Below are 26,209 nucleotides of genomic sequence, written 5' to 3'. Positions count from 1 at the left end.
GACACCCCATGACAGATTTATCATCTTGGACAGCCTATTTTCAGGATTTTGGACAATTTTTCAATGGTTTCCTCTTCACCCTTGCCCTAGCGATTGGATCCTTTATCCTCGCCATGGTCTTGGGAATCTTCTTCGGAGCTATGTCGACCAGTAAACGTCCAATTTTGCGCATTTTAGCTCGTATCTTTGTCGAGTTTTACCAAAACACTCCCCTCTTGGTACAGTTTGTTATCGTTTTTTATGGTTTGCCTCTTATTAGTGACCATATCATCATGATTCCGATTTATTGGACGGCTGTACTCTGCGTGGGACTCTATCACGGTGCCTATATCGCCGAGGTTATTCGCTCAGGAATTCAGTCTATTCCTAGCGGTCAGATGGAAGCTGCCTTGTCGCAAGGGTTTACCTATATCAGTGCCATGCGCTTGATTATCTTGCCTCAGGCCTTCCGTATTATTCTCCCTCCTTTGACCAACCAAATTGTCAACCTCATCAAGAATACCTCTACAGTCGCTATCATCTCTGGAGTGGACTTGATGTTTGTGACCAAGTCTTGGTCGGCACTTAACGGAAACTATATCCCAGCCTTTCTAGGTGCTGCCCTTCTCTACTTTTCTCTTTGCTTTCCTGTTGCCCAGTTTGGTCGCAAGATGGAGCAAGCCAACAAAAAAGCCTATTCACTTTAGGAGGTTACTATGGAATCCATTTTAGAAGTTTTGAACCCAGATAACCTAGTCTTTATCTTTAAAGGATTTGGCTTGACCCTTTACATTTCTCTGATTGCTATCGTCCTCTCTACCCTTATCGGTACGGTGCTAGCTGTCATGAGAAATGGCAAAAATCCTATCTTGCGCATCATCTCCAGCATTTACATCGAGTTTGTGCGTAACGTTCCCAACCTCCTCTGGATTTTCACTATCTTTTTAGTGTTCAAGATGAAATCCACACCAGCAGGAATCACTGCCTTCACTCTCTTTACCTCAGCAGCTCTAGCTGAGATTATTCGAGGCGGTCTCAATGCCGTAGCCAAGGGACAGTACGAAGCAGGAATGTCACAAGGATTCACCTCAACCCAAATCCTCTACCACATCATTCTCCCACAAGCAATCCGTAAAATGTTGCCAGCTATCATTTCTCAGTTTGTAACCGTGATTAAGGATACCAGCCTTCTCTACTCTGTTATCGCCCTACAAGAGCTCTTTGGAGCCAGCCAAATTCTCATGGGCCGTTATTTCGAACCAGAGCAGGTCTTCAGTCTGTATATCCTGATTGCCCTCATCTACTTCAGCTTCAATCTAGCAATTTCAAGCCTATCTCATATGCTAGCAAAACGCTGGCAACAAGCTGCAGAATAAACAGCAACTCTCCAGTTAAATTGGAGAGTTTTTTTGATGATAGTAGATATTTATAGACCTCAATTTGACACCATACTTTTTCTATGATAAAATGTAACGAATTCGTTTACAACAAATCAAAATCTTAATGAAATGGAATTTTCTATGAAATCACTCAAAGGACTACTCTTTATCATAGCTAGTTTTGTCTTGACTATTTTGACTTGGATGAACACTTCTCCCCAATTCATGATCCCAGGACTAGCTTTAACAAGCCTATCTCTGACGTTTATCCTAGCCACTCGTCTCCCACTACTAGAAAGCTGGTTTCACGGTTTGGAGAAGGTCTATACTGTCCACAAATTCACAGCCTTTCTCTCCATCATCCTACTCATCTTTCATAACTTTAGTATGGGCGGTTTGTGGGGCTCTCGTTTAGCTGCTCAGTTTGGTAACCTTGCCATCTATATCTTTGTCAGTATCATCCTTGTCGCCTATTTAGGCAAATACATCCAATACGAAGCTTGGCGATGGATTCACCGTCTGGTTTATCTAGCTTATATTTTCGGACTCTTTCATGTCTACATGATGATGGGCAATCGTCTCCTTACATTTAATCTTCTAAGTTTTCTTGTTGGTAGCTATGCCCTTTTAGGATTACTGGCTGGTTTTTATATCATCTTCCTTTATCAAAAGATTGGCTTCCCCTATCTAGGGAAAATTACCAATCTCAAACGCTTAAACCACGATACTAGAGAAATTCAAATCCATCTTAGCAGACCTTTCATCTATCAATCAGGACAATTTGCCTTCCTAAAGATTTTCCAAGAAGGTTTTGAAAATGCTCCGCATCCCTTTTCTATCTCAGGAGGTCATGGTCAAACTCTTTACTTTACTGTTAAAAATTCAGGTGACCATACCAAGAATATCTATGACAATCTTCAAGTCGGCAGCAAAGTAAGCGTAGACAGAGCTTACGGACACATGATCATAGAAAAAGGACGAGAAAATCAGGTTTGGGTTGCTGGAGGTATTGGGATCACCCCCTTCATCTCTTATATCCGTGAACATCCTATTTTAGATAAACAGGTTCACTTCTACTATAGCTTCCGTGGAGAGGAAAATGCAGTCTATCTAGATTTGCTTCGTGACTATGCTCAGAAAAATCCTAATTTTGAACTCCATCTAGTAGACAGTAGGAAAGACGGCTATCTTAATTTTGAGCAAGAAGAAGTGACCGAACATGCAAGCGTCTATATGTGTGGTCCTCATTCTATGATGAAATCACTTGCCAAACAAATTAAGGAAGAAAATCCAAAAGCAGAGCTTATTTACGAAGGATTCAAGTTCAAATAATCAATCATACCCTCCTGGAATTTCCCAGGAGTTTTTTCTACGCAATCTCAAAAAACACTGCCAGATTTCTAGCAGTGTTTTGAGTTTCATTTATCTTAGTAGACTGTTTTTTCAGTTTCTACATCGAAGAAGTGTGCTTTGTTCAAGTCAAATCCAAGTTCAACTGTTGCACCTGTTTGCAAGTAGTCACGAGCATCAACTTTGGCAACAAATTCATCTTTACCAACTTGGCAGTAAAGGTGAGATTCTGAACCAAGCAATTCTGATACAGAGATAGTAGCTTTGACAACTGATTCTGGGAATGTTTCAAGGAAAGCAGGTTCTGCATTCACATCTTCTGGACGGATACCGAAGATCAATTCTTTACCTTCGTAGCCTTTTTCACGAAGAACTTTCAATGCTCCTTCTGGAACTTTCAAACGGAAACCGTCTGAAATAATTTCGCTACCAACCAATTTCACATTGATGAAGTTCATAGCTGGGCTTCCGATGAATCCTGCTACGAATTTGTTAACTGGGTTTTTGTAAACTTCTTGAGGAGTGCCGATTTGTTCTACACGTCCGATAGTACCTGTACCAGCAGGGTTCTTAGTTGCTGACATGATAACGATACGGTCTGCAAGTGTCATCGCTTCTGTTTGGTCGTGAGTTACGTAGATAGTTGTAGCTCCGATACGACGGTGGATTTTAGCGATTTCAGCACGCATTGATACACGAAGTTTGGCATCCAAGTTTGACAAAGGTTCGTCCATCAAGAATACTTTTGCATCACGGACAATCGCACGACCCATGGCAACACGTTGACGTTGACCACCTGAAAGGTCAGCTGGTTTACTATCCAAGAATTCTTTCAAACCAAGGATTGCTGCTGCTTCTTGCACACGTTTGTCGATGTCTTCTTTGCTGTATTTACGCAATTTCAAACCGAAAGCCATGTTGTCATAAACAGTCATGTGTGGGTAAAGAGCGTAGTTTTGGAATACCATGGCGATGTCACGGTCTTTTGGAGCTACGTCGTTGACAACCACGCCATCGATAGATGCAGTACCTTCTGTGATGTCTTCAAGACCAGCAATCATACGAAGAGTTGTTGATTTACCACATCCTGAAGGACCTACAAAAACTATAAACTCTTTGTCTTTGATGTCCAAGTTGAAGTCTTCAACTGAGTAGTGTTCGCTGTTTGGATATTTTTTGTAAATGTTTTTAAGATTCAATTCTACCATGAGGTGAACTCCTTTTGTCTTTTGATAGTTTTATTATAGATGAAAACGCTTTACATTTCTATGGCAAGATGACCAAAAAAATAAAAAAGTTCTGTGCAACTTGCACAAAACTTTAGAGAATATCTGGTAAAATCAACTGATAGCACAAGGTCAGGTCAGTCAATTCCTTCAATTGAAGCCCTGTCAACTCTTCCCATTTATCAATCTTGTATTGGAGAGAATTGCGGTGCAGATAGAGTTGCTGGGCTGTTTTTGTTAGAACAGCACTATTTTCCCAAAGAGAGAGAATGATTTCCTGAATCTGGTCCTGATCCAAGATCATCTGGTGTAGACATTCCTTGATTGCCTTCAAGCCCACGAGTCTTTCTCCCATACTCCAAAGATAGAGATGAGAAAAAGCATGAACACCTTGGTGACCCTGACGCCACCAAGTCTTGAACAAATCGCGCTCCGCTTTGATTAAGTCTGGTAAGGCATGATGTCCTGTCTGAGACCAAACCTGACCTAACATGATTGACAAACGCAATCCAAAGTCATACTCAACTGCTTCAATCGTATCGCTTAAAATAGCTCGTACAGGGGTGTACTTATCTTGTTGAAGCACGAAAACGTAATCCTGAGCTCCGACCTGAAGCACTGTCTGACAGTTGGGAAAAAGAGTCCGCATCATATCCAGCCAAGAAGCTAGATTTTCCTGCTGAAAATAGGAAAGATGACAATAAACCAACTGAATCTTTTTAAAAGCTTGTGGTACCTGTCCCTTCCCCTCAATCAAAAAAGAATACCAAGGATTGAGCGAACGAGCCTGCTCCTGCTGGGTCAAAAGCGAAATCAACTGCTTTTCACGCTCGCTGAGTTCAGCTTCCTCCAGCAGAATCCACTGCCGAGAAGCTAAAGGTAGCGTGAGATAGCCCTCTTTCTCTACTGGTTGGTCTGAAATCTGAGCCTCAGGAAACCAGTCTTGTAGTTCTTTTGCTATCATGTCCTAGCCCTCCACTTTTTGGATGCACCACGAAATCAAGCTCTCAAGACGTTCCAGATTTTCAGTCATATGAAGATAGCCCATGACTGCTTCAAAACCTGTAGACATACGGTAAGTCACCACATCGGCATTTTTAGCCTTTGTGTGGCTATTAGTATTGCGACCACGTTTGTAGATTTCTTCTTCTTTTTCCGTTAAGACCCGCTCATCTAACATAAGGGAAATCAAGCGAGCCTGAGCTTTGGCTGACACATACTTGGTCGCTTCTTGATGGAGTTTATTGGGTTTGGTCATACCTTTGAGGATGAGGTGACGGCGAATATACATAGAATAAACCGCATCTCCTTCAAAGGCTAGCGCAATCCCGTTAATGAGATTGACATCAATCACGTGTCCACCTCACTCCATCCTTGGTGTCAAGGAGCTTAATTCCTTGAGCAGCCAATTGGTCACGGATTTGGTCAGCTGTCGCAAAGTCCCGATTGGCACGCGCTTCTTGGCGTTTTTGAATCAAGGCTTCAATCTCTACATCCAATACTTCCTCAACAAAGACAATCCCAAAGACTTCCAACATATCCGCAAGAGCTTCCTTAACACTTGCATCATAGTTGCCGGAATTGATCCATTTGGCCATTTCAAAGACTACTGTGATACCGTTGGCAGCGTTGAAATCCTCATCCATAGCTGCTATAAACTTGTCTTTAAAAGCCTGTAACTCTTGATCATCTACAGTCCCAGAAAATGGTTGTTCGTAAGTGTTCTTTAGATACTTGAGATTAGTCTCTGCATCACGCACTGCCTTTTCCGTAAAGTTGATAGGCTTACGGTAATGTTGTGTCGCAAAGAAGAAACGAAGCACTTGACCATCAAGAGTTTTAAGGGCATCGTGTACGGTTATAAAGTTGCCCAAAGACTTAGACATCTTGACATTGTCGATATTGACAAAGCCATTGTGCATCCAGTAGTTGGCAAAAGTCTTGCCTGTTTTAGCTTCAGACTGGGCAATTTCATTGGTGTGGTGAGGAAACTCAAGGTCCGCTCCACCACCGTGGATATCAATAGTATCGCCCAAAATTTCTGTCGACATGACCGAACACTCAATATGCCAGCCCGGACGACCAGGTCCCCAAGGACTGTCCCAAGAAATCTCGCCTGGTTTAGCAGCTTTCCATAGGGCAAAGTCTACAGGATTTTCCTTGCGAGCTGTTTCTTCATCGGTACGACCTGAAGCACCCAGCTCCAAATCTTCCAAGGTTTTATTAGCCAATTTGGCATAGTTGTGAGATTTTTCCACACGGAAATAAACATCCCCTTGACTCTCGTAGGCAAAACCTTTTTCAATCAAGTCTTCCACAAAACGGACAATGTCAGCCATAAACTCCACCACACGCGGATGGCGAGTTGCAGGCTTCACGCCTAAGGCCGTCACATCTTCACGAAAGGCAGCGATGTACTTGTCCGCAACTTCCTGAGGCGTGATACCTTCTTCCTTGGCACGGTTGATAATCTTATCATCCACATCTGTAAAATTGGAAATATAGGCAACTTCGTAGCCACGATACTCAAAATAACGACGAATGGTATCAAAGGCTACTGTTGAGCGGGCATTGCCCACATGGATATAGTTATACACCGTTGGCCCACAAACATACATCTTAACTTTGCCGTCCTCAATTGGGACAAATTCTCGCAAATCACGAGACATGGTGTCGTAAATTTTAATCATAAATCATAATCAGGAAAGCTAAAATCCAAGAACAGTTAGTTTCATCACTAAGAGTTCAATTGAATTTCAGTCCGAATGTCCCTACACTTCGGAATCCCTTGCTCCTTTCTCATTCAGATAAACCACCTGGGTCTGTTTGACAAAGCCAATTTTTTCATACAAGCGCTTGGCACCTACATTGCTGTCCTCTACTGCAATCTGAAATTCCTTGTCATTTTGCTCAATTAGTTGGTTGACAAGGGATTTTGCTAAATAGCTTCCATAGCCTTTCCCACGTTCAAGTTCTGATATTGCTAAACCGTAGAAGTAATTCGTATTAGTCGATAAATCTACCGTGCAAGTTCCAATAATCTGACCGTCTTTTAACAAAATATATAAGCGACTTTCTGGATCCTTCAGAGCTTCAGCGACATATCTATCCACAATCTCTCTAGATTCATGCTCTTCTGAGAATGCCTGAAATTTTAACTGACTAATTTGATCCTGATACGAACTATCTGCTAACAAAACTTCAAGATTGGAAACATTTGCTAACGGATAAGGTTTTCTATCCTTACCTAACCAAGTTTCTGTCTCTTCATCCTCGACCAATCCCCAGTTGCTAACAAAATCAGGATGACGTTCTAGAAAAATACGTTCTGTCTGAAAAGTCACTGAACGAATAGGAAAAGAAGCTGTTTCTCTCTCAAAACTAGTAAACAATGCACGCGCAATCCCCTGACGGCGACGATCTGGATGAACCAGTATCGTCACTTCTACATCTTGGTCATCTGCATAGACAGTTAATAAACCAACAAGTTCGCCTTTTTCATAATAAAGGAAAAAGGCGGGCATGTTTGGGTCAAAATTAAGCATGTTAGAGAGATAGGGATCACGATAGGTACCGTCATAGTTTTGACAACAGTTAATTAGTTTTTTCGCCTCAGATAGCTCCTCTTGGCTTAACTTGTTTCTTACTTGAATCATATAGGTATCCTCTACAACCCAGACGATCTGTGACTGGCATCTTTAGCCTGCTCGAGTTTATTGACGTAGTACTCTCGTTTTTCTTCGACTTCGTGAATGACCGGCTCATCCTTTTTACCATGTACACGGACAATCTTAGCAGGAATACCGACAACCGTCACATCACTAGGTACGTCTGCTACAACAACTGCTGCAGCACCGACCTTGGCATTTTCGCCGATTTCCACTGGTCCGATAACTTGGGCATGTGCTGATATAAGGGCACCCTGACGAACGGTCGGATGGCGTTTGCCAACATCCTTACCAGTCCCACCAAGAGTCACTCCGTGATAAAGGAGAACACCTTTTTCAACGATCGCTGTTTCCCCAATCACCAGACCAGAACCGTGGTCGATAAAGACACCTGAATCAATCTGGGCACCTGGATGAATCTCAATCTGAGTCCAAAAGCGCCAAAACTGACTGTGCATACGAGCCAGGAGTTTGAAGCCATGCTTCCAGAGAAAATGCGAGAGACGGTGGGCCGCCAAGGCCTTGACACCTGGATAAGTCAGCAAAACCTCCAAAGTGGTGCGGGCCGCTGGATCATTTTCTTTTACGATATCAATGGTTTCGCGCCACCATCCCATACATTTCTCCTTTTCTTATTCTGAATCTTTTGGTGTTTCTGTAAATTCTTTCTTAGGTTTGTGGTCCTTGTGATGACGTGGGCGGTGAGGTCGCTCAGACTTTTCGCCTTTTTCATCACGTTCAGGTTTTGGTGGACGAGGAAGAAGGGCTTTCATAGAAGCATCCACACGTCCTTTTTCATCAATCTTGATAACCTTAACATCAACTTCATCCCCGATTGCTACCAAGTCTTCGACATTATTGGTACGCGTCCAAGCCATCTCAGAGATATGAACAAGGGCATCTGTCTTGTCAAAGAGGTTGACAAAGACACCAAATTTCTCGATACGAACGACTTTAGCACGGTAAACTTCATCCACTTTGGCTTCACGGACCAAACCGGCAATAATTTCTTTAGCACGATTGATGGCATCTTGGTCGCTAGAGTAGATAGACACATTTCCTTCTTCATCGATATCAATCTTAACACCTGTTTCAGCGATAATCTTGTCGATGGTTTCTCCACCCTTACCGATGACAATCTTAATCTTGTCCACATCAATCTTGATGGTATCAATTTTCGGAGCAGTTGGAGCCAATTCTGGACGAACTTCTGGAATGGTTGCTTCAATCACATCAAGGATTTCAAAACGCGCTTTCTTAGCTTGGGCAAGAGCCTCAGTCAAGATTTCTGCAGTAATCCCTTGAATCTTGATATCCATTTGAAGGGCTGTAATCCCGTCACGAGTACCTGCAACCTTAAAGTCCATATCTCCAAAGTGGTCTTCCAAACCTTGGATATCTGTCAAGACTGTATAGTTGTTTCCATCTGAAATGAGACCCATGGCAATCCCTGCTACTGGCGCCTTGATTGGCACACCACCAGCCATAAGGGCAAGAGTTCCAGCACAGATAGAAGCCTGAGATGAAGAACCGTTTGATTCCAAGACCTCAGCTACCAAGCGGATAGCATATGGGAATTCTTCCAAACTTGGCAAGACTTGAGCAAGTGCACGCTCACCAAGAGCACCGTGACCGATTTCACGACGACCTGGCGCACCGTAACGACCAGTTTCCCCAACAGAGTATTGTGGGAAGTTATAGTGGTGCATAAAGCGTTTCTTGTACTCTGGATCCAAACCATCAATGATTTGAGTTTCACCCATTGGGGCCAAGGTCAAGACTGAAAGAGCCTGAGTTTGTCCACGAGTGAAGAGACCAGAACCGTGTACACGAGGAAGGAAGTCAACAACCGCATCCAAAGGACGGATTTCATCAACCTTACGACCATCAGGACGCACCTTGTCTTCTGTAATCAAACGGCGCACTTCAGCATGTTCCATTTGTTCCAAGATTTCAGCCACATCACGCATGATACGGTCAAATTCTTCGTGATCTGCATATTTTTCTTCGTAAACGGCAGTGACTTGGTCTTTGACTGCTTGAGTTGCAGCTTCACGGGCCAATTTCTCTTCTACTTGGACAGCTTTTTGGAGGTCGCTGTTGTAGGCTGCGATAATTTCAGCTTGCAAGTCAGCGTCCACATGAAGCAACTCAACTTCTGCTTTTTCCTTACCAACAGCAGCAACGATTTCTTCTTGGAAGGCAATCAATTCTTTAACTGCTTCGTGCCCTTTAAGGAGAGCTTCCAACATGATTTCTTCTGACAATTCTTTAGCACCAGATTCTACCATGTTGATAGCGTGTTTGGTACCAGCTACTGTTAATTCAAGAAGAGAAAGCTCTGCTTGTTCTTGACTTGGATTGATGATGATTTGGCCATCTACATAGCCCACTTGTACCCCAGCGATTGGTCCGTCAAACGGAATATCTGAAATAGAAAGCGCCAAGGATGAACCAAACATAGCTGCCATAGGTGCAGAAGCATTTTCATCATAAGAAAGCACGGTGTTGATGACTTGGACTTCGTTACGGAAACCTTCTGCAAACATAGGACGGATTGGACGGTCAATCAAACGCGCTGTCAAAGTCGCATCCGTTGAAGGACGTCCTTCACGTTTCATAAAGCCACCAGGAAACTTCCCAGCTGCATACATTTTTTCTTCGTAGTTGACTTGAAGAGGGAAGAAATCTCCAGTTGCCATTTTCTTAGACATAACGGCAGCAGTCAAGACAGTTGACTCACCGTAACGCACGACAACAGAGCCATTTGCTTGCTTAGCAACCTGACCAGTCTCTACAATTAACTCACGACCCGCAAAAGTCGTTTGAAACACTTGTTTTGTCATTTTAATCCCCTTTGGATTGATGAAATTATACGCCTTGCCTACAAAGATCAAGATACCAAGGACGTCAAAAGCAAAGTAAAAATAGGAAACTGACGAAGTCTTCGATGAAGACAAGACAGTTTATCTTTTTTACACAGCTTTTCGGCCGGGTTCAATTACTCAAGATAGCATTCGATTGACGCAGTGTGCGATGCACACTAGGAAATCTATCTTTTTCACTAGGGATTTAGCCCGTGTTCAACTATTAGATACTTTGATTTGAATAGTTAAAAATCTGTTTATACCCTCATCTTTGTATCAAGTACGTACAGAGTCTATTTTATCATATTTTTCTTAAAAAGTGCGGCCTTTACCATTAAAAAGGAACCATTCCCCTCACCTGAGAAGAATGGTTTGCTTTTTATTATCCTAGAGACTGGTGATTAAACAAGGCATGTGTTGCTTGGTGGATGTATTTTGCTGTTTCTGCATTGTTCATAGTGTAGAGATGCACACCGGCAACATCCTGAGTTACCAAGTCCACGATTTGGTCCACCGCATAGGCAAGTCCTGCTGCTCTGAGCGACTCAGGGTCATGCTCATACTTGTCTAAAATGGCTTTGAATTTACGTGGAAGATGGATATTCTCACAAGTCTTCAAGAGACGGAGAGCCTGATTTCGATTCAGAATTGGCATAATCCCTGCATGAATAGGAACATCAATCCCAGCCAAGATACACTTGTCTTGGAAATCATAGAAGCGCTCATTGTCAAAGAAAAGCTGAGTTACAAGGCTTGAACAGCCTGCATCCACTTTCTTCTTAAGATTTTGAATATCTGAAATCTGATTTGGTGAATCTGGATGACCTTCTGGATAACAAGCACCGACAATATCAAAGTGAGGGGCTTGTTCCTTGATGAACTCGATCAAGTCAGTTGCGTAGCGGAAATCCTTTTGTGGTTCCACATCTGGAATAATATCCCCACGAAGAGCTAAGATTTTCTGCACCCCAACCTTGTCCAAGTCTGCAATAGTTTCAGCAACCTTGTCCTTGGTCAGATAGATAGCTGGCAAGTGAGCAATAGTCGGAATCGCCAAGTCATTTTGGATAAAGTCAGCCAAACGAACCGTCGTTTCCTTGATATTAAATTTATTATTGCTGGCAGTTACACTGATAAAGTGAGGAGCCAACTCCTGCATGTCCTGCAAGGCTGAAATAATTTTATCATTACCCACTGCTGGGTTTGGAGGGAACACTTCAAATGAGAGTGACGGTGTTTGGCGTGACATAGTCCTTATCCTTTTCTAGTTGATTTTTTTCGTTAGCTGGACTCCTAGAATCCAAGTGAAACAGGCAGATTGACCAAACAGCGCTTCTAGAGAAATCCGATCTTACAATTTCTCACGCGCAGCTTTAGCTGCTTCAACAAGGCGGATCAAGCTTTCTTTTGTTTCTGGAATACCACGTGTTTTCAAACCACAGTCAGGGTTGATCCAAACTTTCTTGCTTGGCACTTTAGCAAGGATGGCTTCGATTGTATTGTCAATTTCGCCTTCATTTGGCACACGAGGAGAGTGGATATCGTAAACCCCAGGTCCCACTTCTGTTTGGAAGTTTTTCGCTTTGAGTTCGTCCAAGATTTCAAGGTTTGAACGGCTAGCTTCAAAGGAAATAACGTCCGCATCCATGTTGTCGATAGCTGGGATGATATCTGTAAATTCTGAGTAACACATGTGAGTGTGGATTTGTGTGTCTGGCGCTACTGTTGAGTGTACCAAGCGGAAGGCAGGAATTGCCCAGTCAAGGTAGTCTTCGTACCAGTCGCTACGACGGAGCGGCAATTTCTCACGAAGAGCAGCCTCGTCGATTTGGATGATTTTCACACCAGCAGCTTCAAGGTCAAGCACTTCATCCTTGATAGCAAGGGCGATTTGAAGAGTTGAATCCTTGATAGAGATGTCTTCACGTGGGAATGACCAGTTGAGGATGGTAACAGGTCCAGTCAACATACCTTTAACAGGTTTGTTTGTACGGCTTTGTGCATAGCTAGACCATTTCACAGTGATAGGGTTAAGACGAGTTACATCACCCCAGATGATTGGTGGTTTAACTCCACGCATACCGTATGATTGTACCCAACCATTTTTAGAGAAGAGGTAACCTGACAAGTTTTGACCGAAGTACTCAACCATGTCGTTACGCTCAAATTCACCGTGAACAAGGACATCAAAGTCGATATCTTCTTGCCATTTGATCCATTCGTCAATTGTTTCAGCAAGGAAAGCATCGTACTCTTCTTGAGACAATTCACCTTTACGGTAAGCCAAACGTTTCGCACGAACTTCTTTTGTTTGAGGGAATGAACCAATCGTTGTTGTTGGAAGAGCTGGAAGTTTGAAAGCTTCTTCTTGGATAGCTTCACGTTCTGCAAAGGCTGGCAAACGAGTGTAGTCTGCGTCTGTCAAGCCAGCGATACGCGCACGAAGTTCAGCATTTTCACCCACACGCTCAGTCGCAAAGAGTTCTTTGTTAGCTGCAAGTGCTTCTTCACCTTGGCCATTGCGGATAGCATCCAAATCACGAATCTCATCCAATTTTTCAACTGCAAAGGCAAAGTGGTTCAAGATTGCTGGTTCAAATTCTTCATTAGCAGTTGTAAATGGCACATGAAGAAGTGAGCATGAGCTTGTCAAGACAATGTTTTCAGCTGGAATTTGCTCAAGAACAGCCAAACTCTTTTCGTAGTTGTTGCGCCAGATGTTTTTACCATTGACAATACCTGCATAAAGAGTCTTGTCAGCTGGGAAGCCACCTTTAACCAATTCAAGAGTTTTCTTACCTTCAACGAAATCAAGACCGATAGCATCTACTGGCAATTTCACAAGGTCAGCGTAAACGTCACGAACGTCACCGAAGTAAGTTTGAAGCAAGACTTCAAGACCTTTTTTGTCAGCCAAAAGTTTATTGTAAAGGTTCAAGAAGAGAGCTTTTTCTTCAGCTGTCAAATCTTTGACAAGAGCAGCTTCATCCAATTGGATACGAGTCGCACCAAGTTCAGCCAATTTTGCAAAAACTTCTTGGTAAGCAGCCACTAAGCTGTCTACGAAGTCTTCTGCTTTCACGCCTTCTTCAAAGTCTGACAATTGAAGGAAAGTAAATGGACCTACAAGAACAGGACGAGTGTTCAATCCAAGTTCTTTTGCTTCTTGGAACTCATCGAAAATCTTGTGACCTGCAAGTTTAACTTGAGTGTCTTTTTCAAATTTAGGCACAATGTAGTGGTAGTTGGTGTTGAACCATTTCTTCATTGGAAGAGCGCGAACATCCCCTTTTTCTCCTTGGTAACCACGTCCCAAAGCGAAGTAGCGCTCAAGGTCAGACAAGTCCAAGTTTTGAACTGAAGCAGGCACCACGTTGAAAAGGAAAGCTGCATCTAGGAAGTTGTCATAGTGAGAAAAGTCATTTGATGGGATTTCAGTGATGCCTTTTTCTTTGACAATGTTCCAGTGTTTAGCACGCAAGTCTTTTGCTGCTGCCAAAAGTTCTTCTTCTGAGATTTCTTTTCTAAAGTATTTTTCAGTTGTAAATTTTAATTCGCGGAATTCGCCCAAACGAGGGAAACCGATGATTGTAGTTGACATGATGTGTCCTCCAAAATTTGTTGTTGAAACTATCTTAACAGAAAAGAATGCGTCTGTATAATTGTAAAAAATTAGGCTTTGATATAGTTTGAAACTATATCTCTGTTTTAGACAAAAGAAAAAGACTTGAAACAAATGCCTCAAATCCTTTGTATAGCTTGTTTTATGGGCGTATTCCGGTTAGAATGCTCAAACGCGTTATTAGTAATTCTTATAAGTGACTATGGCTTGTTATTAGAAAAGACTATAACTGATTCTAGTCAGCTTTTCCTCTGTTCAAGTGGGACGACTGCTAGTGTCTTTCCTAAACTGGCTAAGACTTTCAATACCGTATTCAACTGGGGGCTAGTCTTGCCTTTTTCCATTCTAGCTATGACAGGCTGGCTCACTCCACTGAGTTCTTCTAGCTTTTTCTGACTGATTCCTTGCTCACGTCTAGCCTCAATCAATTCACTCATGATTGCCACCCGCATATCACTTTCAAGGATTTCCTCCTTGGTGAAGAGTTGAGACCTGACATCCTTCCAGTTACTCCCAATAGCACTATTCTTCATCACTTAACCCTCTTTCTTTTAAGTCCTTTAGTTCACGCTTGGCTTTTTTAATATTATAACTCAAAAGTTATTAAAAGTACATCTGGACACTCATAAAAAGAAGACCTTAGAAAAACTCTAAAGGTCTCATCTTTATTATTCGAAAAAATTACGAGAAGAGTTATAAATTGAAGGCAATCCTTACGTTTACTCCAGCTCAATCCCCTTCTCTCGGAGATTTGCCAGACACTCCTCATAGTAGGTAGCATCGTGCTCCTTGTAAATAGGGCTCGTCAAAGTCTCCTCAGGTAAATCTTCATAAGAAGGGCAGGTCTTACCACGATAGTTTTTATCCAACCACTCTGGACTGACATTGTAGCCACGGCTAGCCATCTCCTCCATGATCAAGTCATGATAGGCATAGAGTCGATAGGGCGAGTGGGTAAAGACATAGTCCACCGTTGCATGCTTTCTGCCCCAGCCATTGCCACGCAGGGCGCAACATTCTCGATGTTGCCCCAAGAGTTGGGGACGAGGAAGCTGTGAAATCAAAGCCTCATGCCAAAGTCTCATGGGAGTCTCCTTTCAACAAGGTAGAATGTTGCAGATAAGCATTTGGGTAACATTCAAGCAAATCTCTCGTCTTAGCAATTAACTCTTCTTTGGTGGCATGACCAGAGTGATAACGCTCCAGTAAAAACATAAAATCCTTGCGTTCAGTCTCCGTTGCTTTCTTCTTGAAATATCCCCAAATATGCTGAAAGGCATTGCAAACCTGACCCCTGTGTTCTGGAATCTGGCAGGCACGGTCAATCATCTCCTGAACCTGACTCACCTCCACCTCTTCATTCTTGAGATACTGACGAATCTCATTGTAAATATTGCTAGAATGACTCAAAACGAGGTATTTGTTTTGAGCCCAGAGTTGCTGGCAAAGTGCACGTTGGTTGTTAGTTTCCATATTTCTCCTTACTTTCTACTAGTTCCCCGGAAATATGGAAACAAAGTTGTATCTTAAAAATGAGCGGAATATGAGCGAATAAATAGTGTTTTTTGTACTTCCTGATTTTTCTAATAAACCTTGGTTTACAGATAGTTGGAGATAACGACAAATGGTTGCTGCACTCAATCCTGTCAATTCTTGTACCACTGCATTTGTTATCTGATAATGCTCTTCAAGATAAGACTCTAACCAACTCACCCCATACGACCATTCCCATCTTCAAAAGGTGGAATAATTTCTAACTCAAAATGTACAATAAACCATTCATCTCTTTAGTCTATTTCTAAATCATGTTGCCCAGCTAATAAGAGATTTTCAAAAAATCGTTCCAGATATTCTGTTTTTTTCTGGAATAACTTTGCATTATCAAGAACAAGAGCATCTCGAAAATACTTTGCATTTTCTTGGAAGGGTTTGTTGTCTACCTGAAATCCCATAGTTCTAAGATACTTAATCAAAAATACTGTTATGGTTCGAGTATTTCCTTCTCCAAAAGGATGAATTTGCCAAATACCTGAAATAAAAGTCTTAATATGTTGCACTACTTCAATATCAGATTTTCCTCGATAGTCAAATTGACTTTCCTGCTGAAAATCATAGGTCAAACTATCTGCTACCGTGCGAAAATCATCATATATGACACTGTCTCCGTTTAAAACAGCCTCACTTTTTGTAATGTTATAAGAGCGGTATTCTCCCAAGGGAATGCCTTGTGGCAGGAGACCAAAGAAAAGCTCTCTATGAATCACTTTCAATGTTGTTGGAGCAAATTTAAAGGCATTAGAGGACAAGAGTTCCACAATTCTCATAGCAACAAGGTCTGCTTCTCTTGTGCTATCATCCGTCTCTTGGTGATAAGCCGTTACTTGATCATAAACTTCTTGATAAGTCAACTTTCCTTGAGAATTTTGCTCTGCTAGCTCTCTCATATACGACGACGGCTCTAAATCATCTACCTTTTGTAAACCAAATCCCGTTTCCCATAGGTCTAATTTGGTCTGATAAGAGAGGCTGGGATTATCAATTTCATAGGTCGGTGTCATGGTTTTCCTTTCTAAACAAAGCTTCAAGTAAAATCTATACACTCTATTCTACCATATTAAATCTTTAAGCTCGTTATACAAGTTCACAGTTCTCCGTTCTATCGAGCTTGAAGAAAGCCCCTCCTCGCTAATGTTAGAAAATACAACTATATCAGCCTAGATAAAGTTTTATCTTAAATATGAGCGAATCAATTACTCTCATCACCCTTTAAACTCTTTCAAAAACTCTTTAAGCTCAGCATCGGCTTCTGGTGTGGTTCCATGTAGTTGACCGAGCATTTCGAGTAGGGAAGCGGTTTGGTTTTGGATTGCTTCATTTGTTGTGTTAATCTTGCTGACGATATATGTCAGTGGTTCGACTTCTTCTTCCTCAAAGGTATCTACATAGCGAGGAATATTGAGGTTATAGTCATTTTCAACGATTTCTTCATAACTTGCCAGATGGGCAAACTTGTCAATCTCTTCACGAGACTTGTAGGCTTCCAAAATCTTATCGATATGAGTATCCGTCATGATATTCTGGTTTTTCCCCTTATCAAACTCCTTAGAAGCATCGATAAAGTAGACATCACGATTGGTACGGTTCTTTTTGAGAATGATAACCGTAGTTGGAATGCTGGTATTAAAGAAGATATTGGCTGGAAGACCGATAACCGTGTCAATAGCTCCTTCTTCTAACAAGGCCTTGCGAATGGTTCCCTCCGCATTGCCACGGAAAAGAACACCATGGGGAAGAACGATAGCCATGACCCCATTATCCTGCTTGAGATGGTAGTAACCATGCAAAAGAAAGGCAAAGTCAGCCTTGGACTGGGGTGCCAGTTTCCCAAAAGGAGAGAAACGAGGATCCGCCATAAAGCCAGAGCTAGCAGACCACTTGGCTGAGTATGGAGGGTTCATCAGAACACCGTCAAAGTTGGTCGGTTCTTGAGTCGGCCAGTCTTCATCCAGTGTATCGGCATTGTGGAGAAATTGATTTTCAACAGGAACACCGTGTAGAATCATGTTCATCCGAGCCAAGTTATAGGTTGAGGTATTGAGCTCCTGACCAAAATAGACAACGGTTTGCGGTTTATGAGAGTATTTCTTGGCATTGAGCAAGAGAGAGCCAGACCCCATGGTCGCATCATAGATGGTAAAGCCTAGCTGGTCCTCACGACCCAAAAAGGCAATCTGAGTCATAAGTTTGGCAACAGGCTGAGGTGTATAGAACTCACCAGCCTTCTTACCCGAGTCAGTTGCAAACTGACCAATCAGATACTCATAGGCATCTCCCAGCATATCACCAGCATGACCAGCCACATCTAGCACAGCCAACTCCTTCATAACTGCCGCCACCGTTTGGTTTTGCTTTTGCGGAGTCGCCCCTAGCTTTTTGGAATAGAGGTCAATATCTTCAAAGAGGTTTTCATAGAGTTCATCACTCTGCTCAATATCACGAAAACCCTGAGCCAAATCTTCCAGCTGGAAAGTTCCCTCATTGACACGTGCTACTAGAGCCGTAAAGGTCAACTCAGGCTTGATACTATAGTTGAGTTCGTCCTTCATCACTGCAAGAAGATCCTCGTGGGTGTCCGCATCCTCATAGTAGTTACGATAGACCTCAAGGGCAGCCTCTAGACTCTCACTCCCCTCCTCCATAGTCTCCGCCACGAAAAAGAGCATCTTGTCTGACAGATACTTATAAAAGACCATGCCCAAGAGATAGGACTTGTAGTCATTAGCATCCATCTTAGAGCGGAGAACATCCGCTGAGTTCCACAGGGCTTGGTAGAGCGACTGGGAAGTTTGTGTTGTTTCCATAATGTTTCTTTCTAAAGTTTTAAATATAATTGTTAAAATTTATCACTAATCATCTATATAAACATATCCTGCAAGAGTTTCTTTTTCAAAGTCTCAAGCTGAGAAATTTTTTCTTGATGAGAGTTGATGAGTTTATCGAGGTTTGAGAAGTAAGCACCGATGGCTTGTTGTTCTTCTATGGAAGGAACACTAATTCTAATATCCATTATCTCATCTTTATTAATAAATTTAGTAGCATTTCCAGTTGTTATTCTTTCAAAAATATATTTAGAATCTAGTAAAGATAAAGTTATTTTTATAAACAAAGATGAATAATTATCTTTGATACTCATTTTTAAAATATTCCAAGCAATTAAAAACATTTCGTCAGAATCTACAAGTACAGATGGTCCAATGGTACCAATATTTGCAAATAAAATTTCTCCTTTTTTAGGCATATATTTTGAGATGTAGTGTTCGTATATATCCATATCTAAATAGCGGGTATCTCTATAATTGATTTGTCCGTTCGTGATATGTTTTGCCTGTAAAATCGGAATCCCCGATATAGAATACTCTACTTTATCAGAAGCAGTATTAATTCCTTGGTATGCCTCTAAAATAGCTTCCCCCAATTTAATAAACTTCCATTCACCTTCAAATCCATCCAAACGAATCTCCGGAACGGTCTGTCCATTCTTGGGAAACATCATGGAGAGCATGGTCGTTTTAAGAGATTGGTAGTTGGTGAGATTATCCTTGTAGCTAGCCAGAAGGTCATCGAGGGTGCGGAAGAGGGAGCCGATTGCGGATTGTTCGGAAGAGTCTCGCGAATAATTAACAAAAACTTGTTTAAGGACCGAAAAATGCCTCTTATAGCCTTGACTTTTTGGAATATAATTTTGAGTTAGGTAATACAAATAATCTCTTTTCAAGATAGTTGATTGCAAAATTTTTATTCCATCAGTAGCTAGAAGAAAAGGGGCCTTAGGTCGATATAATGATAAAGTATGATCTCCAAAAAGAATAACACTTTTGTATTTTTCAAATGGTCGGTCGTCAGAATAACCTAAAATTGGTATATCTCCTTGTTGTATGACTTCATACTTCCCTAAATCACTTACAACACTTTTAATATACATTCTTGTACTTTCTGACCTTACAATTTCACCAAATATTTTTTTTTCAAAATTCTTGTTAAAACCATCTACTCTGATTCTAGGAACACTCATTTTTTCATTTCTCCCATCTCAATATTTTACTGATTTCATGAAGTTCCTCAGAAAATCTTTCTGAATCCAAGGCGTTTTTCAATTCTTCCTCTTTTATTTCTACAATTTCTCCTATCTCATTATAAACAAATTGATCAATAAATTCTTCTTTAAGAAGTAAGGAGGTTGCTCTAGAAAAACCTAAATTTTGCAATTCTACCACTTGACGATCAGTAGTCCCATACTCTAAATAATTAGACCACTCACTATCAATCTCTATGCCTTTCTCAATAAGTAATAGAGTATAATTCGTTATATAATTTTTTATTTTAAATTGAATTTTAGTATTTATGTCACCAATAATTTGATTAATCAACGCATTTATATGTTCTCTATTAAATTTATCAAAAGTAATGTAGAGATTTTTTTCTATCTCTATCTCTCTGGGATTCCCTTTGTTATGGTAGTAATTTGTCATATAATTAATAATTTGATTGAGCGATATACCGCTAATCCAATTTGACATCAATGCAGCTAAATATTTAAGTTGACTTTCTTTTTTTAACAATGGACGATTCCCACCGCTCTCTAAATAAAGCCAATCATATTTTTGACATAGTATTTTCAATATTTCAAAACATGCATCATAGTCAAAACTATTTGGAAAAGCAGTAGCTGAGCTAGTCAAAATTTTATTTTGCGAGTCTAGGTTAATATTAATACTCTGTTCTATAATTTTTTCAGGAACTTCTAATTCTGAACGTTTTTTCTTTAACGTTTTTCTACCATTATCGCCTATTTTCTCTAAGAATTTATCTTTTAAAATTGAAGAACTCTCAACAATATCTTGATATAAAAGTATATTCGAATACATTTCCAAAATTTTCTTTTCAGAATCTGTTAAATTCTTATTGGTCAGCGGCGCATTATTCAATACATTATTTATATTTTTATAGAAATTTCGATTGCTGTTTTTTAATAATATAGGAGTCTTTCGTTCAATTGTTCTTTTCTTTAAAATTGCAAAGTCACTATCTTTCCAATATCCTTTTTTATCAACTACATGACAGCAGAAGATATTCCCACTTAGATCTATAGTCAATCTACCAGCCCTACCAGACAAATTCCAGAAATCAATATCATCCATTTTTCGTTGCCCTATTTTTTCGGAAAAAATAAAGATATTTTTGGCTGGTAAATTCACTCCCTCTAAAAGTGTTGATGTACAAAATAAATATTTTATAACCCCTTCTTTGAACAATTCCTCAATTCCTTCTCGAATTGTCTGTGGCAAATTTCCAAAATGATAAGCAACCCCCTTGCGTAAACAATCTATCAAGTAATACTCTTTATGGATGCTTGTAGAGACTATTTTTATCAGTTTTTCTAATTTCCCATTATTTAAATCTGGCAAACTCTGTGCAAAATTCACTGAAAATTTTAAAGTATAGTTCACAGTGTTACAATATACTATATTTTGATGACTCCCTCCCAGTTTTATAAGGATTTCTCTTATATTCGCATCTTCAGTTTTAAAGTAATTTAATCCTTCTAAGGCATACTCTGTTTGATCTTCTAAAAGCATTATAGATTTTTTATTAAATGAATCAATGAAAAATTTATTCTGTGTCACTGATTTTTCACCAATTGCCATACTTTCTTCCTGACTGCTACCAAAAAGTTTTAAAAAATCTTCTACATTTAGAATATTAGGAGAAGCAAAATAGATGTTAACACTTTTTCTTTTAGCTTGAGCAATAGAATGATATAGTAGTGGTGCACGTGTATCATCATTTAACAACTTTTGCGCTTCATCAACAAATAAATATCCTACGGAAGGATTAGAAACTTCAGCAAAATATGAAATTAACCTCTCTGGAGTAAATACAAAGATATAACGCTTATCTTTTTTCTTGTACAGTAATGGTATTTGCGGATAAGAAATAATTTCATAGCTATCATTTCCTAGTTCGTTTTTTAGTTTCAAGGTCACTTGATGTATTAATGCTCTGGTCGGAACTACGATAGCCATATTTTCACTGGAGTTTTTAGTATCTATAATATATTTAATAAACGACTCAATTACAAAAGATTTTCCAAAAGATGTCGAACCAGAAAAGCTGTAATGATTACTATCTTTTAAGTTCTCAAACAACTTATATTGAGCATCTGTAAAGATATATCCTTCTTTAGGTGACTCTTGAAAAACTTCCTTTATTACTTTATCAACAATAATTTCATCATTCATTTCACCTTCTGGATTTACTATATTTAGAGATGGAAAATTTCCCATTTTTATCAAAGCACTTGAAGCAAAAGTTTTAAAATCAGGATTTTCTTTTATATTAGGCAGTTCATTACAAAGCGCTATAATCTTCAAAACTAAATTTTTTGCCTTTGAATTATTACTTCTAGATAGAATATCAGTGAATCGCATTAAATCATAAAATTCTTTTTCATCTATACTGCTACTACAAATACTATTAAATAAAAACTCACCGTAACTCTTTTCAATTTTAGTAATTAAATAAATTAAATATTCATCACAAAGTGCCTCTTCTGTTAACTCTTCTATAAAGTTCATTAACTTAACAACTCCTTTAAAATCATTTCCCTATCATCTTCAATATTAGCAAAAGGTAAAACATAAATGTAAAAAGTATGTCCAAATAATTTATAATTTTCTACATATTTGTTAATATTTTTAATTTGTTTTTTTGTCACTTCTATAATTTTGTCTTTGATAACTTCTCGAAAATCATTATTAGATAATTTTTGCAAATCAGTATAGTTAAACTCAAATCCAACAAAAATTCCAAAAGCATCATCTACATAAAAACCTGACTTAGTTGATGGATAAATAATACTTTTTAAAAATAGTTTCTCATTTTCATCTTCAATTTCTCTATCAAGATTTGAATTTAATAACCCTCTCTCAAACATTATTCCACTTTTATCATTATCTTTTTTATTTTTACCTTTTTTGAAATCACTTATGGACTCAAAAGCATGTCTTAATCCATCGGTTAATTTTTTCTCAACCTTTGATTCTCCAAAAATTAAATGATAATTTCCATCAACTAATTTTAAATAATGTAAACCGTCAGCTCCATTTACATACATATTTTTAGCTGTTTTAAGTTCTAGCTTTGATAAAATTTTAGGCGCTCCAAGATGCCCTTCCAAAAAGCAATATAAAAAAAATTCTCCAAGCTCTCCTTTATTTTCTGTATAATCCCTAAATTTTTCTCTAGCCTTTTTAGATAGAGCTAATGGCTTATCTTTATATTCTTTATTTATTTTTCTGGATAAAGCAAACTCTGCAACTGATTCTAATAATTGTTCTGTTGCGTTTTTATAGTCAAAATCATTTGCATTTATAATAAAAGAAAAAACTTCTAGTTTATTATTTGATGAAATATCAAATGTTCCAAGATGAGTTGTAACATCTTTAATTCTTATTGAATTACTATTAATTTTCATATTATTTTTCCGTATTACATTCTATCTCCCAACCCTCAATGGCTCAATGACTTCCTCTACTAGCTGGGTATAGGCTTCCTTGATTTGTTTTTTATAGAGGAGAGGATTGAGGGCATCTGCCACCTCTAGCTTATAGTCCTGATAGCGCTGGCTCTTGGTCAACTGGCTTTCTCCTAGTTGTTTCTTGGCTCCCTTGCGGTAGTGCTCGACATAGTAACGGAGTTCATCCTCTCCGACATACCAACGTTTGCTAAAGACTTGGATATGTTGCTGGATGACAGCCTCTATCATCTGATCCAAGATATTTGCGATAGACTGACCACGATAGCTTTCTGGATGCTCTTGTACCTCTCTCCACAGTTCAGTGATGATCTGGGCAAGATTTGGATTGGTCTTCTCAAGACTCTGAATATAGTTATCCACGGCTTCCTTATCTTGAGCGCTTAGGTTCTTTTCTTGACTCTGACCTTGCTCAATCAGGCTTTGGATCAAGGTCAAGATATAGGCATAGTTGATTTCGTCCACTTGGATAGATTCCAGTTCATAGTGGATATCAAGTGGCTCTCCATCGTCATCATCCTCTACTCGGCTTTTTAATTCTGCAAGGACATTTCGATAAAGGCCCAGATACCTTTCCAACTTCTCTCCATCAAGTCCCGTCTGACTGTAAAGTTCTTCCTCATCATACTCTTTGTACACTCGGATAGAGGCTAAGTATTTATCAAAGGCTTGATAGGTTTTAGCTAGTTTCCTCAACTCAGGTGTAGAGATTTGCTCGATTTGGAGTTCATCCTCAGAATCATCGGTGATGAGATTTTGGAAATCACTGCAACTCCGTAAAAAGTTCCTCTTTTCCTCTTCCCAACTTGGGGCTAGGACCTCGTTTTCTCCACCATTTGAGTAGAGCTTGAGGGCATTATCTACTGCTTCCTTAAAGGCTAGGGGCTTTTGGAAGGTGATGATATGACCGTAGGTCTTACTGGAGTCAAAAATACGGTTGGTTCGGCTAAAAGCCTGAATCAAGTCCTGCGGTTGCATGGGTTTGCGGTCAATAAAGAGAGTTGATAGACAAGGAGCATCAAAGCCTGTTAAGAGACGATTGACCACGATGACCAAGTCCAACTGCTCCTTGCGATAGAGGTATTTGTCCTGCTTTCGAGCTAGACGGTTATTGACATCCGTATTAAAGCCACGAAGATCCGCCATGGTAAAGTGGGTATCAAACTCTTGATTATAGTCTAGTAAGACCTGCTTCATATGGTCTTGGTTGGCTCTTGACTCTTCTTCATTCTCCGTAACGGAGTAGGTGATGGTCGCCTTTGGAAAGTCAGGAAGGACCTGCTTAACCCTCTCCGACACCTTGACCCTCGTCTCCCCAGCCTTGACTCGTCTGAGCAGGTCATAGTAGGCCTGTGCTTGAGGTATTGACTTGACGGTCAGGATGGCATTGTAGGTCTTACCAACTCCTTTTTGGAAGCCTAGCTGTTGACGGGATTTATTGATAATGGCATCCAAGACTTCCAGCATATGCTCCTCATCTTCGTAGACGGTATCTGGTAGGTCATTTTCAGATTTATCCGTGATGAGGGTATTGCGATAATCCACCTTAAAGCCTAAAACTGCTCCATCATGGATGGCTTCCTTGACTGTATACTCATGGAGACGGTCACCGTACTGTTGCTGGGTGGTTTGGGCTAGATCACCGACCTGCTGGCGTTTATTTTCCTTAAAGATAGGTGTGCCTGTAAAACCATACCAGAGAGACTGGGGGAAAAAGGCCTTCATGTCTTTTTGTGTTTGAGGTGTTACGGCACGGTGGCATTCATCCACGACAAAGGCCACTCGGAGACCCTTGATTTTGTCCGCATCTCGTTGGTAAAGTCCTTGCTCAAACTTACGCATCATGGTGGTGATTTTCTGGATAGTGGTCACCACCACACGCTTATCATTACTTCCTAGTCGCTTGACCAAATCATGGGTATTATCCGTCTCATCGATATCAATGACATCATTGGTCGCATAGGAGAGAAAGGATGAAGTAGTCTGTTGATCCAAATCCCTGCGGTCAACGACAAAAATCGTCTTTTGGATGGATGGAATCTGGAGGAGATTCCGTGCTACCTTATAGGAGGTCAGAGTCTTCCCTGAACCTGTCGTGTGCCAGACATAGCCAGACTCCTGACGACGAGAAGCTTCCTGTACCGCTTCGATAGCATGAATCTGATAGGGGCGCAAGAGGATAAGAGCTTTCTTACTATCATCAAGGACAGAATACTGCATGACCATCTGATGAGCACGAGGGATAGAAAGGACTTCATGAGCAAAACTCATCAAGCTCGTTATGGGTTGGTTGTCCTTATCCACCCACTTGGTTAGAAATTGCTTGTTGAGTTTATTTTCCCTAGCTGCAGCTATATAGCGTGTGTCTACCTTATTGGTCACAACAAACATCTGTAAGCTAGAGTAAATGCCACGGAACTTTCCTTCCCTATCATACTTCTTGATTTGATAAAAGGCATCTAGAAAAGCAACTCTGGGACTTTTAAGCTCGATCTGAATCATTGGAAGGCCATTAATCAAGAGGGTCACATCTAGCCTGCGGTCTTGATCCTGAGGATTTATCTTATCTCTCTCGACTTGGTTGACAATCTCATAACTAGACTTACCAGCTGCGATATTGTCTCGCCAAATGACAGATAAACGGATAGTCCCCAAACTAGCATCTTCTCTTTGAACTTCAACCTTGGCAATGCCATTTTCGCCGACCAACCACTTGGCCGCATCATAGTAGCTAACAAAGTTCAGTTGGTTCTTTATCTGGCGTTTTTCCTGTTCTGTCAGAGGATAATCTGCCAATAGAGCCACATTGTTCTGGGCTAGCTTTTCAAAGAAGTTTTCCCATAATTGCTCTTCTGTTTTAAGGTCTTCTCTGTAAGTCCACTGACTTTCCCCAGTTACCAGTTGGTTGATCAGTTGTTTTTCTATCTCCAATTCTGGTTTTACCTGTATCATACTCTCTCCTTTGCTACTTGTCTGCTCCCTTTATTATAGCATGTTTAGGCTCAAAATCCATCACTCTTCCCA

At 40.3% G+C, this 26,209-nt stretch carries 21 protein-coding genes; 3 read left to right on the top strand and 18 right to left on the bottom strand.

The window, feature by feature from the left end; all coding sequences use genetic code 11:
* Nucleotides 1-8: 8 nt before the first annotated feature.
* The 3 genes from OCF96_RS04325 (at nt 9) to OCF96_RS04315 (ending at nt 2,690) form a co-directional block, all read left to right on the top strand.
* Nucleotides 9-686 (top strand): amino acid ABC transporter permease, encoded by a 678-nt coding sequence (locus tag OCF96_RS04325; RefSeq protein ID WP_000131137.1) that lies wholly within the window; start codon nt 9-11, stop codon nt 684-686.
* Between the two features lie 9 nt (nt 687-695).
* On the top strand, nt 696-1,355 hold the full coding sequence (locus tag OCF96_RS04320; RefSeq protein ID WP_261446529.1) for an amino acid ABC transporter permease: 660 nt from the start codon (nt 696-698) through the stop codon (nt 1,353-1,355).
* 144 nt (nt 1,356-1,499) lie between these two features.
* On the top strand, nt 1,500-2,690 hold the full coding sequence (locus OCF96_RS04315) for a ferredoxin reductase family protein (RefSeq protein WP_261446528.1): 1,191 nt from the start codon (nt 1,500-1,502) through the stop codon (nt 2,688-2,690).
* Nucleotides 2,691-2,785: 95 nt separating this feature from the next.
* Here the strand turns inward: OCF96_RS04315 and OCF96_RS04310 are convergent, their stop codons facing one another.
* The 18 genes from OCF96_RS04310 to OCF96_RS04220 all read right to left on the bottom strand — a co-directional run bounded on the left by OCF96_RS04310 (nt 2,786) and on the right by OCF96_RS04220 (nt 26,137).
* A complete protein-coding gene (locus OCF96_RS04310; RefSeq protein ID WP_261446527.1) occupies nt 2,786-3,916 on the bottom strand; it encodes an ABC transporter ATP-binding protein in 1,131 nt (376 codons plus the stop codon).
* Between the two features lie 112 nt (nt 3,917-4,028).
* Nucleotides 4,029-4,898: a PucR family transcriptional regulator gene (locus OCF96_RS04305; RefSeq protein WP_261446526.1), complete on the bottom strand. Its 870-nt coding sequence runs from the start codon at nt 4,896-4,898 to the stop codon at nt 4,029-4,031.
* A 3-nt stretch (nt 4,899-4,901) separates the two neighbouring features.
* Nucleotides 4,902-5,288 carry a Mini-ribonuclease 3 gene (locus tag OCF96_RS04300; RefSeq protein WP_024057574.1) on the bottom strand — a complete coding sequence of 129 codons (387 nt, stop codon included), beginning with the start codon at nt 5,286-5,288 and terminating at the stop codon, nt 4,902-4,904.
* Nucleotides 5,281-6,624 carry a cysteine--tRNA ligase gene (cysS, locus tag OCF96_RS04295; protein WP_261446525.1) on the bottom strand — a complete coding sequence of 448 codons (1,344 nt, stop codon included), beginning with the start codon at nt 6,622-6,624 and terminating at the stop codon, nt 5,281-5,283. Before cysS ends, OCF96_RS04300 begins: the two co-directional genes overlap by 8 nt.
* An 81-nt stretch (nt 6,625-6,705) precedes the next feature.
* On the bottom strand, nt 6,706-7,590 hold the full coding sequence (locus tag OCF96_RS04290; protein ID WP_261446523.1) for a GNAT family N-acetyltransferase: 885 nt from the start codon (nt 7,588-7,590) through the stop codon (nt 6,706-6,708).
* A gap of 11 nt (nt 7,591-7,601) precedes the next feature.
* The gene (gene cysE, locus OCF96_RS04285; protein WP_261038446.1) at nt 7,602-8,219 is read right to left on the bottom strand and encodes a serine O-acetyltransferase; all 618 of its coding nucleotides are present in this window, start codon (nt 8,217-8,219) and stop codon (nt 7,602-7,604) included.
* A 15-nt stretch (nt 8,220-8,234) separates the two neighbouring features.
* On the bottom strand, nt 8,235-10,448 hold the full coding sequence (gene pnp, locus OCF96_RS04280; RefSeq protein WP_049511044.1) for a polyribonucleotide nucleotidyltransferase: 2,214 nt from the start codon (nt 10,446-10,448) through the stop codon (nt 8,235-8,237).
* A 403-nt stretch (nt 10,449-10,851) separates the two neighbouring features.
* Nucleotides 10,852-11,718 carry a methylenetetrahydrofolate reductase [NAD(P)H] gene (metF, locus tag OCF96_RS04275; protein WP_000089956.1) on the bottom strand — a complete coding sequence of 289 codons (867 nt, stop codon included), beginning with the start codon at nt 11,716-11,718 and terminating at the stop codon, nt 10,852-10,854.
* 102 nt (nt 11,719-11,820) lie between these two features.
* Nucleotides 11,821-14,070, bottom strand: a complete 2,250-nt coding sequence (gene metE / locus OCF96_RS04270) for a 5-methyltetrahydropteroyltriglutamate--homocysteine S-methyltransferase (RefSeq protein ID WP_049511043.1) — start codon at nt 14,068-14,070, stop codon at nt 11,821-11,823.
* 260 nt (nt 14,071-14,330) lie between these two features.
* Nucleotides 14,331-14,624, bottom strand: coding sequence for a helix-turn-helix domain-containing protein (locus OCF96_RS04265; RefSeq protein ID WP_049511042.1), 294 nt, complete (start codon nt 14,622-14,624; stop codon nt 14,331-14,333).
* 186 nt (nt 14,625-14,810) lie between these two features.
* On the bottom strand, nt 14,811-15,176 hold the full coding sequence (locus tag OCF96_RS04260; RefSeq protein ID WP_049511041.1) for a TIGR02328 family protein: 366 nt from the start codon (nt 15,174-15,176) through the stop codon (nt 14,811-14,813).
* On the bottom strand, nt 15,160-15,564 hold the full coding sequence (locus OCF96_RS04255) for a YbgA family protein (protein WP_049511040.1): 405 nt from the start codon (nt 15,562-15,564) through the stop codon (nt 15,160-15,162). The genes OCF96_RS04260 and OCF96_RS04255 overlap by 17 nt, the downstream gene beginning before the upstream one ends.
* A gap of 314 nt (nt 15,565-15,878) precedes the next feature.
* Nucleotides 15,879-16,649 carry a Fic family protein gene (locus tag OCF96_RS04245; protein ID WP_049511039.1) on the bottom strand — a complete coding sequence of 257 codons (771 nt, stop codon included), beginning with the start codon at nt 16,647-16,649 and terminating at the stop codon, nt 15,879-15,881.
* A gap of 201 nt (nt 16,650-16,850) precedes the next feature.
* Nucleotides 16,851-18,452, bottom strand: a complete 1,602-nt coding sequence (locus OCF96_RS04240; protein WP_049511038.1) for a type I restriction-modification system subunit M — start codon at nt 18,450-18,452, stop codon at nt 16,851-16,853.
* A 53-nt stretch (nt 18,453-18,505) separates the two neighbouring features.
* Nucleotides 18,506-19,663, bottom strand: a complete 1,158-nt coding sequence (locus OCF96_RS04235) for a restriction endonuclease subunit S (protein ID WP_049511037.1) — start codon at nt 19,661-19,663, stop codon at nt 18,506-18,508.
* A gap of 4 nt (nt 19,664-19,667) precedes the next feature.
* The gene (locus OCF96_RS04230) at nt 19,668-22,226 is read right to left on the bottom strand and encodes a DEAD/DEAH box helicase (RefSeq protein WP_049511036.1); all 2,559 of its coding nucleotides are present in this window, start codon (nt 22,224-22,226) and stop codon (nt 19,668-19,670) included.
* Nucleotides 22,226-23,125: a HamA C-terminal domain-containing protein gene (locus OCF96_RS04225; RefSeq protein ID WP_049511035.1), complete on the bottom strand. Its 900-nt coding sequence runs from the start codon at nt 23,123-23,125 to the stop codon at nt 22,226-22,228. The genes OCF96_RS04230 and OCF96_RS04225 overlap by 1 nt, the downstream gene beginning before the upstream one ends.
* Before the next feature lie 21 nt (nt 23,126-23,146).
* Entirely contained in the window at nt 23,147-26,137 is a 2,991-nt protein-coding gene (locus OCF96_RS04220; RefSeq protein ID WP_261446519.1) for a type I restriction endonuclease subunit R, read from the bottom strand.
* Nucleotides 26,138-26,209: the final 72 nt, after the last annotated feature.

It is taken from the genome of Streptococcus mitis, assembly GCF_946190065.1.
Classification (GTDB): Bacteria; Bacillota; Bacilli; order Lactobacillales; family Streptococcaceae; genus Streptococcus; species Streptococcus mitis_DE.
Note: the sequence above shows the minus strand (reverse complement) of the source record. Positions and strands in the feature narration are given on the sequence as shown.

Coding starts and splice junctions, on each gene's coding strand:
- OCF96_RS04305 (WP_261446526.1), bottom strand. CDS start 4,898: ATGATAGCAAAAGAACTACAAGACTGGTTTCCTGAGGCTCAGATTTCA.
- OCF96_RS04240 (WP_049511038.1), bottom strand. CDS start 18,452: ATGGAAACAACACAAACTTCCCAGTCGCTCTACCAAGCCCTGTGGAAC.
- pnp (WP_049511044.1), bottom strand. CDS start 10,448: ATGACAAAACAAGTGTTTCAAACGACTTTTGCGGGTCGTGAGTTAATT.
- OCF96_RS04220 (WP_261446519.1), bottom strand. CDS start 26,137: ATGATACAGGTAAAACCAGAATTGGAGATAGAAAAACAACTGATCAAC.
- OCF96_RS04255 (WP_049511040.1), bottom strand. CDS start 15,564: ATGGAAACTAACAACCAACGTGCACTTTGCCAGCAACTCTGGGCTCAA.
- OCF96_RS04260 (WP_049511041.1), bottom strand. CDS start 15,176: ATGAGACTTTGGCATGAGGCTTTGATTTCACAGCTTCCTCGTCCCCAA.
- OCF96_RS04230 (WP_049511036.1), bottom strand. CDS start 22,226: ATGAACTTTATAGAAGAGTTAACAGAAGAGGCACTTTGTGATGAATAT.
- OCF96_RS04315 (WP_261446528.1), top strand. CDS start 1,500: ATGAAATCACTCAAAGGACTACTCTTTATCATAGCTAGTTTTGTCTTG.
- OCF96_RS04245 (WP_049511039.1), bottom strand. CDS start 16,649: ATGACACCGACCTATGAAATTGATAATCCCAGCCTCTCTTATCAGACC.
- OCF96_RS04310 (WP_261446527.1), bottom strand. CDS start 3,916: ATGGTAGAATTGAATCTTAAAAACATTTACAAAAAATATCCAAACAGC.
- cysS (WP_261446525.1), bottom strand. CDS start 6,624: ATGATTAAAATTTACGACACCATGTCTCGTGATTTGCGAGAATTTGTC.
- OCF96_RS04235 (WP_049511037.1), bottom strand. CDS start 19,663: ATGAGTGTTCCTAGAATCAGAGTAGATGGTTTTAACAAGAATTTTGAA.
- cysE (WP_261038446.1), bottom strand. CDS start 8,219: ATGGGATGGTGGCGCGAAACCATTGATATCGTAAAAGAAAATGATCCA.
- OCF96_RS04290 (WP_261446523.1), bottom strand. CDS start 7,590: ATGATTCAAGTAAGAAACAAGTTAAGCCAAGAGGAGCTATCTGAGGCG.
- metE (WP_049511043.1), bottom strand. CDS start 14,070: ATGTCAACTACAATCATCGGTTTCCCTCGTTTGGGCGAATTCCGCGAA.
- metF (WP_000089956.1), bottom strand. CDS start 11,718: ATGTCACGCCAAACACCGTCACTCTCATTTGAAGTGTTCCCTCCAAAC.
- OCF96_RS04265 (WP_049511042.1), bottom strand. CDS start 14,624: ATGAAGAATAGTGCTATTGGGAGTAACTGGAAGGATGTCAGGTCTCAA.
- OCF96_RS04225 (WP_049511035.1), bottom strand. CDS start 23,125: ATGAAAATTAATAGTAATTCAATAAGAATTAAAGATGTTACAACTCAT.
- OCF96_RS04320 (WP_261446529.1), top strand. CDS start 696: ATGGAATCCATTTTAGAAGTTTTGAACCCAGATAACCTAGTCTTTATC.
- OCF96_RS04325 (WP_000131137.1), top strand. CDS start 9: ATGACAGATTTATCATCTTGGACAGCCTATTTTCAGGATTTTGGACAA.